Source organism: Lentilactobacillus parafarraginis DSM 18390 = JCM 14109, assembly GCF_001435895.1.
In the GTDB taxonomy this organism is placed as follows: Bacteria; Bacillota; Bacilli; order Lactobacillales; family Lactobacillaceae; genus Lentilactobacillus; species Lentilactobacillus parafarraginis.
Genome location: NZ_AZFZ01000026.1, coordinates 1 through 11,324, shown reverse-complemented (window position 1 = coordinate 11,324; position 11,324 = coordinate 1). Strand labels below are relative to the sequence as shown.

Here is an 11,324-nt window from a genome sequence, read left to right as displayed (position 1 = left end):
GGATGCGTATGAAATCAAAAATTGTCGAAAACCAGGATGGCACAATGCGCGCGTTAAGTAATCGTCATGTTCAGATGATTGCCATTGGCGGCACGATTGGAACCGGGTTGTTCTTGGGATCCGGGAGTACCATTAGCAAAACGGGGCCCTCAGTTATGTGGGTTTACTTAGTTTTAGGACTGTTCTTCTTCTTCATGATGCGGGGCATCGGCGAGATGTTTTACTCCGATCCTTCCCAACACACCTTTGTCTCATTTATTTCCCGATATCTTGGGCCAACGGTGGGTCACTTTACCGGCTGGACGTATTGGATCGGCTTGGTCTTTGTTTGTATGGCTGAACTAACGGCGACGGCAACCTATGTTAAGTATTGGTTCCCATCAATTCCCTCGTGGCTGGTAGAACTGATCTTTCTTGGGATCTTGGCAAGTGTTAACTTGATCGCCGCCAGGGTGTTTGGCGAAGCTGAATTTTGGTTTGCAATGATTAAAATTATTGCCATCTTAGCCCTTATCGCCACCGGGGTCTTCATGATGGTCAGCCATTCGGTCACGCCCCTTGGCCATGCGTCATTAACTAACATTTTTCACAATTATACCCTCTTTCCTCACGGCGCATTTAACTTCATCTCAGCATTTCCAATGGTGTTCTTTGCCTTTCAAGGAATTGAGTTCGTCAGTATTACCATCGGGGAGGCTAAGTCACCCCATTCCGTGATTAAAAAGGCCGTTAATGAAACGCTGATTCGAATTCTACTCTTCTATATTGGCGCGTTGATCGTCATCATGGGGATTATCCCGTGGACATCAATCACCCCTGATAACAGTCCTTTCGTTGAAGTGTTCAAATTGGCCGGATTCCCGGCAGCTGCAGCGGTCATCAACTTTGTGGTGCTGACTTCTGCGGCATCGGCTCTCAACAGTTGTATCTTCTCAGCTGGCCGGCATTTTTACCAGCTAGCAACCGAGGTTCCCAAGGATAGCTGGATGCACAAAACATTCGCGAAGATCTCCTCAAACGGGGTTCCGGCAGCAGCCATCATTTTCTCAGCTGCACTGGTACTCATTACGCCGTTGATGAGTTTAACGAATGCGATTTCCTCAGTATTTACGATTGTGACTGGGGTTTCCAGCGACATGTATCTGATCGTGTACACATTGGCAATGTTGGCACACCGGAAGTACCGGGCTTCTAGTGATTTTGATCCCAACGGTTTTGTAATGCCGGCCTATAAAATTATGAGCCCCTTAACCATCGCCTTCTTCGTGGTCATCTTCTTCACGCTATTCCTAATTCCGGAAGATGTGATCGGCGCGATCGGTGCGATTGTCTGGACGGTCGTCTTTGGTGGGGTCGAATACTTCCATCAACGCAAATTGGTCCCGGATACCGATCAATAGGGTGGTTAGTCATCGTGAACTGGTTTAAATCTGGTTCGCGGCAACTCATTTATGATTGTTCAAGGCGCTTCGACGTTATTTCAAGTTCTGAAATAACGTTGGGGCGCCTTTTTGGGCGGTGGAATCTTTCACGTTTGCGTGACTGGTCTTCACTAGCAAAGCATGCTAATATTTGAGCATAACCAAACGAAAGGACCTGAGTGCATGACACCTACTGCCGATTTAAAACAACGGATCATCGCCGCCAGTCACGAAGTCGGCATTGATAAGATTGGGTTCACGACCGCCGCTAATTTTGAAGGCCTCCGGGAGAGCTTGACCGAACAAATTAAGGCGGGGCACACCAGCGGCTTTGAACATCCGAATCTGGATGAACGATTGAACCCCGACCTGATTTTTGACGGGCCCAAATCGATTATTGCGATTGCCTTGGCTTATCCAAGTCGGATGACGCAACGACCACCTAAAACCGGTCTTAAGCGCGGTCAGTTTGCCCGGGCCTCTTGGGGTGAGGATTACCACGGCATACTTCGAGAAAAGATGAATCAGCTGATTGAAAAGATTCGGGTGCTGGCAGGGGCTGATGCACGGTTTAAGCCGATGGTTGATACCGGTGAATTGATTGACGTGGCGGTCGCCAATCGCGCGGGTCTGGGATTTATCGGTAAAAATGGGCTTTTAATTACCGAGGAATTTGGGTCATTTGTGTATCTAGGCGAGATTATGACCAACTTAACCCTGGAACCCGATACGCCAATCGCTTGTCAGTGCGGTGACTGTACCCGGTGTCTTGATGCGTGCCCCGTTAAGGCGCTGCTGGGCGACGGGCGGATGAACGCGCAATGGTGCCTCTCGTACCAAACGCAGACCAAGGGAATGATGGCCGATGAGTTTCGGCCGAAGATTCGCAATGTGATCTATGGCTGCGATATTTGTCAGGTGGTCTGCCCCTACAATCGTGGAAAGGATTTTCATCTGCACGAAAAAATGGCCCCCGATCCCGAAAGGGTGCGGCCGGAATTGTTACCGATGCTGACACTCTCCAATCGTCAATTTAAGGATCAATTCGGGGAAATGGCGGGGGCTTGGCGGGGGAAAAAGCCGCTGCAGCGAAATGCCATCATTGCCTTGGCTAATCTTCATGATCAGTCCGCACTGTCGCAGTTAGTGGCGGTGATGCAGGCGGATCCCCGCCCGATGATTCGTGCCACGGCAGCGTACGCGATTGGCGAGATTGTCAGAAAGTACGATGCTGAAATGATTGAAACCCTGCGTGCCCAATATCAAAGGGAAGCAGATGCCGACCAAGCGGCCGAATTCCTCGATGAATTTGAACGGGCAATCAATCGGATTAATGAATTAAAGCATTAATTTTCATCCCAAGTTTCGGCCATCTGTGCTACGATTAATGGGCTAGGGGTGCTAATTCAGTAGCTGAGATCAAACCCTTTGAACCTGTGAGTTAAGACTCGCGTAGGGAAGCTTCAATTGAATTACGATTTCTAGCAAAAAACTAAAAAGGTGGTTTTTTGTGATGGAAGAAGCATTGTTTGACGGTTATGCTCAGGATTATGACGAATGGTTTGTTGCCAATGAGAAGGTGTTCTTGAGTGAACTGGGCCTTTTAAAAACCAGCTTAGGGGATCATCCCGGCCGGACATTATCGATTGGCAGCGGCAGTGGTCTGTTTGAGCAGGCCCTGCGCAAGCAAACCGGCATTGAGGTCAGTGAAGGAGTTGAACCTTCCAAAGACATGGCGGCCATTGGGACTAAGCGGGGGATGAAGGTGCAAATTGCGTCTGCTGAAACTGCTGAATTACCCGCTGAGGCCTATGACACCATTTACTTTAACGGTAGTTCAAGCTATATCGCTGATTTGGCAGTGGCGTACGGTCACGTCGCCGCAAGTTTAAAATCGGGTGGTCGCCTCATCTTGCTGGATGTTCCCAAGGAAAGCGCGTATGGCATGCTATACATGCTGGCAAATGCCCTGGGCGGCTATCAGGATTCTCGGCTGGCCGGGGCGCTGCCAAAGGTGCCGTATCCTGAAGAATTTTTGAATTTGGCTTATTGGCACACGACGCCGGAAAAGGCGGCCGTCTTAACGTCGCTGGGCTTTGATAATTTGACATACTACCAAACGTTACTGGCAAATCCGGTGTACACCGATCAGAAGATTGAAGACACGGTGCCGGGCTTTGACAAGGGCGGTTACGTGGCGATTATTGCTGTTAAAAAATGATGATTAAATAAATAGAAGTAATATGTAAAAAATCTAAGAGTCGTGCTCGTTAGAAAGCTGATGCTGATCAGCTTCCAGGAGCGTGACTCTTAGATTTTTTTGTTTTCCGGATTTGATGTTGGGAAAATAGCTGCCCTCAGTAGCCTTTACGTTTAAGCGCCGGGGCTGGGGACAATGCCCAACGCCGGGGTAATTAATTATTGGCCTCATCTTGGCCGTGCTTGAACGCGATTGAAGGGTTCATCATCTTATCCAGCATTGGGTTGTACTGGGATGAAGTCGAGGACATGTTGTAGTGCTTCCCCCAGATAAAGGTCGTTAAAGCCCGATTAACCGCTAAATTATGGTTGTGAAGATCACTATGCTGCGCGTTGGGTCCGGTCACCTTCGTGGTCTGGTAGTAATCGACCCGCCCACGAACCAAGTAGCCCAGAGAAAGGGCTGACTCATTGGTGACAACGCCGTCAGAATGGGAACCGTCGTTTAGATCGCCGTAAATATTGAGAATTCGAACCTGGCGGGGCATGTGCTTCTTGAGATTGTTGAGGATTTGATATTCAGGATGAATAATCGCCGGTTCGCCATTCTTTTTCAGATGATTGACATTCGGCTGATCGTCCCAAAGGGCTGCCAGGGGGCCGGTAATCGGCTGATTCTGTTTGCCGTTATTGATAATGCCGTTATACGGCCCGGCAATCAGGACTAATTTGTTGGCCCGCGGAATGTCCTTGTGATTGTCGTTAAGCATGTTGTAGTAGACGGTTGCGTAAGACCCCATGGAGTGGCCGACAAAGTTGAGCCGTTCAATATGATATTTGGATTTGAGCATCTTTGCGACCTTGGTTAACCACTTCGTATATTGAAACTCGCCGGCGCGGTTGTTATCAAACCGCAGGAAAATCAGTGGATTGCGCATCCACTTTTTGATTGTCCCAGTCACCGCAATCTTGCCGTTGGGCCGAACGCGGATCACCATTCGTCGTTGGGCTGCGCCACTGGCTTCGGCGTCGGACGCCATTTTCCGTTCGGATCGCAGGGTGCCGCCCCAACCGTGGACGAAGAGGGTGGGAATATTTGAATTGATGTAATTTTGTTGCGCATAGCGTTCCTGCTCCTGATGATTTTGCCAGATTGAGAAGCCGATCGCGATAAAGACGATGCTGCCAATGACAAAATAGAGGATCCGCCAGATCTTTCTTTGCGGCTTGAACATCATGGTTGAAAATCCCAGCTTTGATTAAAAATTTTTAGTAAATATCTGAATCTACACAATTAAAATTGTACCATGTAATGATTTGATATACATTGACAAAAATGGGGAATTGTCCAAAACTTTAAGGTTTTTTCTACGATGCATAATCAATGATTTATCACGCCAAATAAAAATCGGCATTCAATTCAGAGTCAGTGGATTGAATGCCGATTTTAATGGAAACGGTTATTTAGATTGCGAATTGGTTTGTTTGAGATCATCCAATGAACTTCCCAAGAAATCACCCGATACGGTTTCGTCACGATCCCCCGTCCAGAAGCCGATGAGGCCAAGAATCACCCAAATGCCGAGGACGATGTATTCGTAAGGCCAGACCAGTGAAATCGGGGTGCCGGGGATAACGGTCAGGGCGGCCATGCTAAAGGCGAAGACGCCACCCACCACCGGGAAAGTGAGGCGCTTAATCCGAAAGCCACCGGTTAAATTTGGATACTTACGGCGAATTTTCAGCAGGCTGAGGGCGTTAAACGACCATGCCAGGGCAATGAGGAACCCACCAATATCCAAAAAGTAGATGAGCGCGCCCTTACCCAACCAGCCGATGCCAAGCACCAGGATCAGGACCAGCCACAAGGCATTCGTGGGTGTCCCGTGCTTTTGATTCACCTTCGCCAACCCCTTTGGCAGCATATGGCCCCGTGCCAGGGATAGGACCAAGCGTGGAGTGGCCGCAAACAATGTCAGAAAGCTGGTTGACAAGCCCAAAAATGAAATGATAAAGGCAAACATTCCCAGAATCGGGAAGCCGGCAGCTCTGAATGCGTCGATGGTTCCCATATCCATTTTAGCGGTTGCCTGCCACGGATAAATCCATGCTGATGACAATAATACCAACACATAGTACAGCGAGGCGATGATGATTGAGAAGACGACCACCCGACCAATTAAGCGTTTGGGCAGGTTGGCTTCTTCTGCCATAATGGCGACCGATTCCCAGCCGGTCATAAAGGTCATTGCCGGCAAAACGAACCGGATCGTTGACGATAGACTATTCTGGCCCTTATAAAATGCGGGGAAGAAGTTGCTGGGACTTCCTTTAAAGAAGCCCACGGCAATCAGAGTGGCCCCTAAAATAACCAGGCCAAAAAATAACAAGATCTGAACGTTTCCGGTTAACCGCGCCCCAAAGTAGTTAACGCCGAATACGACCAGCGTGATGGCGACGCCGATAATCAGTTCAATGAAATGCACCTTAACGCCCGCGAACGTGTAGTAGGGGCCGGTGGAAATTTGGGGAAAAATATAGGAAATCAAGAGGCTGGAAGCCGTTACAAAGAATGCCAGGATACTGAGGTAGGCGCCCATTAATGCCCATGCAGCAAACAGGGCGCCCTTCTTGCCGAACGCGGCGTAAGCGTACACCACTTCACCGCCGGATTTTGTCAGCACCGTTGATAATTCCGCAAAGGATAGCGAGACCAATACTGCCAAGATTCCCGCGATGATTAGGCCAAAAATTTCACCGCCGGCACCATACGCCTTGAAGAATTGACTATTGGTGTAGATCCAGCTGCTGCCAATCACGCCGCCAGCGCCAAGCGAAATTAGCCCGCCGAAACCAATATTTTTCTTTAATGAACTTGCCATGAGAAGCCCTCCAATGTGATGGTTATCCGAATCAAATTTGCTTTCGTACGTAAATTATAGTGGGTTGCTGGAAAAATCACATCGATTGTGAATTAAAAACGCCGAAATCAATTAAGATCGGCGTTTGGCTCGTGAATGTGCTTAATGACGGGCTTTAAATGCCCTATTGGCCCATTTGCTGGTATCGATGGGCAACTCTGACTGGAATGACATTGGTGATAATCACCGCGAGGATAATCAGGGTAACGCCGATGATTTGGACGCCGGTAACCGTTTCGTCTAACAGGATAAATGCGAAGATGACCGAAGCGGGAAGCTCCAGCGACGAAATAATTGGACCAATTCCCAGAGATAGATGCGGCATAAAGAACGAAAAGCACGTCAGCGGCAGGACCATCGCAAAGAATGCGGTAATGGCGCCCCAGTGTAATGCCCCCGCAGAAAATTGAAGCGGCCTAACCGTTGGCACCCAGATGATGAGGACCACTAGTAAGGCCCCGGCACTCATTAACTGGGCCTTGGTAAGCGGGTGCAGTCGCTGGCCAACGTTGCCGGTAAATTGAATTGTCAGCGCGTAGGCCAACGCGGACAGAAAACTTAGCCCCATTCCTTTAAATGACACTGCCTGGTGTAAGGGGAATAATCCGGTTGCCAAAACGGTGCCCAGTAGGATTGTGATGACACTGATGGTTTGGGTGATTGATGGCCATTTACGATTCATGACGCACGCGATCAGAATTGCCAGCCAGACCGACTGCATCATCATCACAGCGGCAATCGCCACCGGAACATAGGCCAACGAAAGAATGTAGAAGGTGTTGGTGAAGCCCATGGAAGTGCCGGAAAGCATCACCAGCCACTTTTGCTTGCGACTGGCAACGTGCCGGTTGGGGCGGCTGAGCAATCCCCGGCCCACACTAAACGCAAGAAAGGCAATTGTGAAAGTCACAATCAAGAGAAGCCCGTCGCCAATGTGGTCGGCCCGGGCGATTTTAAATAATGATCCAGGAATTCCGTAACTCACAGCGCCAATTGCGACCCAGAATGGTGCAACTCGTTTCAATGGATCATCTCCAATAAATAGATTTCAACAAAATAAACCCTGAATTGATTTCAATCCACGGTTTTTGCATGTCGGTTTTGTACAACTATTCTATCATATCAGAAATAATTGATTATTAAAAGAGATTCCTAAGTTAAACCATACCCAATTACTTATTCATGGTGGCTTGAATGAGGCGGGCAATGTTTTCGGCCACCTGAGCAATGTCGTGGGAAGCATCTAACAGGGCATCGTCTAAGGTTTTGACCCCGGCGACACTGGTGAAGATCGCGTCGATTGCATGGGACTGATAAAGGCTGTTGATTCCCGACCCAACGTTGCCTGCAATGGCGATAACCGGCGCGTTTGGGGCAACTTTTTTGGCTGCCAGAGCAACGCCGTATGGGGTTTTGCCAAATTGGGTCTGGCGGTCGATTTTACCTTCGCCAGTGAAGATAAAGTCGGCCCCAGCGGCCTTGTCTTTGAGCCCGCTGTATTGAATGACGAGATCAACGCCCCGTTTTAAGTTGGCGTTGGTGAATGCTAACAGTCCAGCGCCCAAGCCGCCCGCAGCCCCCGCACCCGGAACGGTTGCCACGTCACGGCCGATCGTCTGGTGAATGACGGCCGCGTAATGGCGTAAGTTATGATCCAGGGTTGCCACCATGCTGGGGGATGCACCCTTTTGGGGACCGAAAACCACCGACGCCCCGGTTGGGCCCACCAGCGGATTGGTAACGTCGCAAGCGATGAGCAGGCGGGTGTGGTCGAGTCTGGAATCCCGGTTGGCAAGGTTGACGGCGGCCAGGTCGTTTAAGTGACCCCCACCAAATGGCAGCTGATTTCCCGCCAGGTCCAACAACTCGACGCCAAGGGCTTGCGCCATACCGGCCCCGCCGTCATTCGTCGCACTGCCGCCGATGCCGATAATGATTTGGTCGACATGGTGATCCAGGGCCTTTGAAATCAGTTCGCCGGTTCCATAGGTGGTGGTGATCAGCGGATTACGTTTCGACTCGGGCACGTGTTGGAAGCCGCTTGCTTCGGCCATCTCGATGACGGCAGTGCGGCCGTTACCCAGGAGGCCGAAATGAGCTGAAACCGGCGTTCCCAGCGGTCCGGTAACCGTCGTGGTGATTTGCCGGCCGTGGGTTGCGTGAACCAGCGCGTCGACGGTGCCTTCACCGCCATCGGCCATGGGAACCAATGTGTAGTTGGCGGTAGGGTAAACCCGCTTCAAACCGGTTTGGATTGCGTCCGCCACTTGGCTGGCGGTCAAGCCGCCCTTAAACGAATCTGGTGCAATGACAAATTTCAACCGAATGCCTCCTCAGATTGATTGCAGACAAAAAGCCCGAGAATTAAATGAATCCCGAGCCCTTTGATTGATTGTTGATTGTCTCAATGCCCAACCACTCGTCGACAACTTCCGCAACGTGATGCGGATCATTGTAGTCGGTGGGGTGGTTGACCGCTAATTCGGTGACAATTCCCGGTCGGTAGCGCTCAATAATCGCCTTGGCAGTTGGCACGTCATTCATCATTCGTTTGGTCAGCTCAGCAGCAATGTTGAATCGGGCCAAGTTGTAATTTGCCGGAATGGACTCATCCGGCATGGGAGTGTGATGAATGGCGGTAATTTTCCCCGAATGGGACTTGGAAATCTGCATGGCCAAGGTTCGAATCGCGCCCCCCTCATTAGCAGTCATAATATCAATTAAATCCCTAATAATTGATTCTTTTGTTTGATTCATTCATAAGCTCCTTGGTGATTTCTAACCAAGCTTATGAAAAGTCCCTTCATATAAACTGTATTATATGTGATGGCCGTTATCTGTGCAAGCCATTTAAATTACAGTTTGTTTACCTTTATTGGCGGTGCCTCGCATTTTTTAGTCGTCGAGCGAAGCGATGCCCAGCCAGCGGTTCACAACTTTTACCACGTTCCGGGGATTTTCGTAATCCACTTGGTGCTGCTCAATGAGCTGGGCGATAATTCCGGGCTGATATTGGTTAACGAGCGTGGCGGCTTCCGGTTGGTCGTTTAAAATCCGCTTGGCGAGTTCAGAAGCCACGTTGAACTGAGCTAAACTCGGGTTTGAGGGAATTGGCCCCTTTGTGAGGGCCGGTTGATAGGAATGCGGGCGATCAGTTTCAGCAACTTCAATGCTGGTGATCGCGGCATCCTGGGTGGCGTTCATGAGGGTGATTAAATCATTGAGGACGCTTTGCTTGGTGCGGTTCATTCGTACAGTTCACTCCTTAATGGGTAATCCGGTTTGATAAACTAATCTCGGCTATGCTGGCAAGTATAGCGAATGGATGCGGAAAACCCGTGAAGAATTTGTGAAATTAGTATGGGGGATTTGTGAAGAACTTGTGAACGGGCCACAGATTGGTCTGGGACAATGGCGGAAACTATCCGGTTAATGAACGGAACTATTTAAAAACCGGGTTGATATATTTAGTTCACAAGCATGGTGGGTTTACATAATTTTTACGTTGGTGACATTAAATATTTACACAGCGACTTTATACTAAAACTATTGAAAAATTAGTAAACAACCAAAAGGAGAATGAGTGATGATAAGAGCTGTTATTTTTGACTGGGCAGGGACCACAATTGATTATGGAAACCAAGCACCGGTTCTAGCAATTCGAAAGGCGTTTCAACAATTTGGCCTCCAAGTCGGGCGCCGTCAACTCTATCAATCCAACGGGGTTGATCCGCTCACCCGCATTCAACAATTATTATCCGCTGATAATCTCAAGCAGGCGTGGTACATAAAGCATCCGGATATCGATGTGAAAGCCGGGGCAATTGAAATTTATAAATGGTTCAATCGGGATTTAATCGAAACCCTTCCCCAAGTCGCAAAGGTAAAGGCCGGGATTCCAACGTTGATTTCCTACCTTCGTACTCAGGGCATTCGATTTGCCACAACGTCGGTTTACACGGCCCCAATGCTGAGCCAGGTCTTGCCGCTTGCCAGTGAGCAGGGGTTCGATCCGCAAATCAACATTACAGCTGAGGACGTTGAGGGTGTGAGCCGACCGTGTCCGGATATGCTGAACTTGGCCATCGATAAATTGCGGATTCGCGATTGTCATTCAGTGATTCAGGTGGGCGATACTCCCGCAGATATTTTAGCCGGTCAGGCCGCCGGGGTAACCACCGTGGGGATCATTGAAGGCAGCAGCCTGATTGGTTTGTCAGAAGAAGAATTTAGTCACTTACCATTTGCGAAGCGCAATTCGTTAAACAATGAAGCGGCGGCAAAACTCCAACGGGCCGGCGCGGATTACATTGTCCAAAACGCCAAGGACCTGATGCGGTTAATCAAAGAATTGGATTCGGAGAAGATTGTTTCGTAGCAGATTTTGTTGCTGAGCGACAAAAAATGCCCAGCTCTGTCTTAATCGGAGGTATCTGTTTTAGTGTGAACACAATCAATGCCGATGAAACTAACCCCAGTAGTCAAAATGAAGCGGCAAGCTGTGCACAATATCCAGTTACTCAAGATGACAGTATTCACGGTCTAACGGAACAAGAATATTTAGAGGGTCAAAATGGAAAACGACACACCTTATTCAGATAGCACTCAAGTACTTGTTTGATGCGTAGGGAAAAGGGACCAGCCTTATATCCACAAAGAACGGCAAATAATTCCGACAACCACCTCATGGTTGGCGGGATTATTTGCCGTTCGTAATAGGCACAATTTTCCAACTAAATTCAAAAAGATGACTACCTCAATTGTCAAGTTAAGTGCAACACTA

10 protein-coding genes and 1 riboswitch are annotated in these 11,324 nt (G+C 49.1%); of the genes, 4 read left to right on the top strand and 6 right to left on the bottom strand.

Annotated elements, in window-relative coordinates; all coding sequences use genetic code 11:
• Window positions 1–8 precede the first annotated feature (8 nt).
• The 3 genes from FD47_RS07480 (at window position 9) to FD47_RS07470 (ending at window position 3,642) form a co-directional block, all read left to right on the top strand.
• On the top strand, window positions 9–1,400 hold the full coding sequence (locus FD47_RS07480; RefSeq protein ID WP_054734431.1) for an amino acid permease: 1,392 nt from the start codon (window positions 9–11) through the stop codon (window positions 1,398–1,400).
• Between the two features lie 204 nt (window positions 1,401–1,604).
• Window positions 1,605–2,771 carry a tRNA epoxyqueuosine(34) reductase QueG gene (gene queG, locus FD47_RS07475; protein WP_056980393.1) on the top strand — a complete coding sequence of 389 codons (1,167 nt, stop codon included), beginning with the start codon at window positions 1,605–1,607 and terminating at the stop codon, window positions 2,769–2,771.
• Window positions 2,772–2,805: 34 nt separating this feature from the next.
• A riboswitch (TPP riboswitch) is annotated at window positions 2,806–2,897 on the top strand.
• 37 nt (window positions 2,898–2,934) lie between these two features.
• Window positions 2,935–3,642, top strand: a complete 708-nt coding sequence (locus FD47_RS07470) for a class I SAM-dependent DNA methyltransferase (RefSeq protein WP_054734427.1) — start codon at window positions 2,935–2,937, stop codon at window positions 3,640–3,642.
• Between the two features lie 193 nt (window positions 3,643–3,835).
• Here FD47_RS07470 and FD47_RS07465 read toward each other — a convergent pair whose 3' ends face one another.
• From FD47_RS07465 to FD47_RS15715, 6 genes are all read right to left on the bottom strand, one after another.
• On the bottom strand, window positions 3,836–4,858 hold the full coding sequence (locus FD47_RS07465) for an alpha/beta hydrolase (RefSeq protein ID WP_054734423.1): 1,023 nt from the start codon (window positions 4,856–4,858) through the stop codon (window positions 3,836–3,838).
• Between the two features lie 222 nt (window positions 4,859–5,080).
• Window positions 5,081–6,502: an APC family permease gene (locus FD47_RS07460; protein ID WP_054734420.1), complete on the bottom strand. Its 1,422-nt coding sequence runs from the start codon at window positions 6,500–6,502 to the stop codon at window positions 5,081–5,083.
• Window positions 6,503–6,665: 163 nt separating this feature from the next.
• Window positions 6,666–7,565 carry an EamA family transporter gene (locus FD47_RS07455; protein WP_056980392.1) on the bottom strand — a complete coding sequence of 300 codons (900 nt, stop codon included), beginning with the start codon at window positions 7,563–7,565 and terminating at the stop codon, window positions 6,666–6,668.
• A gap of 148 nt (window positions 7,566–7,713) precedes the next feature.
• Entirely contained in the window at window positions 7,714–8,862 is a 1,149-nt protein-coding gene (locus tag FD47_RS07450) for a glycerate kinase family protein (protein ID WP_054734418.1), read from the bottom strand.
• A 43-nt stretch (window positions 8,863–8,905) separates the two neighbouring features.
• The gene (locus FD47_RS07445) at window positions 8,906–9,298 is read right to left on the bottom strand and encodes a hypothetical protein (protein ID WP_056980390.1); all 393 of its coding nucleotides are present in this window, start codon (window positions 9,296–9,298) and stop codon (window positions 8,906–8,908) included.
• A 138-nt stretch (window positions 9,299–9,436) separates the two neighbouring features.
• Window positions 9,437–9,790: a hypothetical protein gene (locus tag FD47_RS15715; protein ID WP_171034969.1), complete on the bottom strand. Its 354-nt coding sequence runs from the start codon at window positions 9,788–9,790 to the stop codon at window positions 9,437–9,439.
• A 337-nt stretch (window positions 9,791–10,127) separates the two neighbouring features.
• Between FD47_RS15715 and phnX the strand changes: the two genes are divergently transcribed.
• Entirely contained in the window at window positions 10,128–10,919 is a 792-nt protein-coding gene (gene phnX / locus FD47_RS07435; RefSeq protein WP_056980388.1) for a phosphonoacetaldehyde hydrolase, read from the top strand.
• The last annotated feature ends 405 nt before the right edge of the window (window positions 10,920–11,324 follow it).

Bases quoted from the DNA above. Each gene is read 5' to 3' on its own strand.
- FD47_RS07460 (WP_054734420.1), bottom strand. From the start codon at position 6,502: ATGGCAAGTTCATTAAAGAAAAATATTGGTTTCGGCGGGCTAATTTCG.
- FD47_RS07465 (WP_054734423.1), bottom strand. From the start codon at position 4,858: ATGATGTTCAAGCCGCAAAGAAAGATCTGGCGGATCCTCTATTTTGTC.
- FD47_RS07445 (WP_056980390.1), bottom strand. From the start codon at position 9,298: ATGAATCAAACAAAAGAATCAATTATTAGGGATTTAATTGATATTATG.
- phnX (WP_056980388.1), top strand. From the start codon at position 10,128: ATGATAAGAGCTGTTATTTTTGACTGGGCAGGGACCACAATTGATTAT.
- queG (WP_056980393.1), top strand. From the start codon at position 1,605: ATGACACCTACTGCCGATTTAAAACAACGGATCATCGCCGCCAGTCAC.
- FD47_RS15715 (WP_171034969.1), bottom strand. From the start codon at position 9,790: ATGAACCGCACCAAGCAAAGCGTCCTCAATGATTTAATCACCCTCATG.
- FD47_RS07480 (WP_054734431.1), top strand. From the start codon at position 9: ATGAAATCAAAAATTGTCGAAAACCAGGATGGCACAATGCGCGCGTTA.
- FD47_RS07470 (WP_054734427.1), top strand. From the start codon at position 2,935: ATGGAAGAAGCATTGTTTGACGGTTATGCTCAGGATTATGACGAATGG.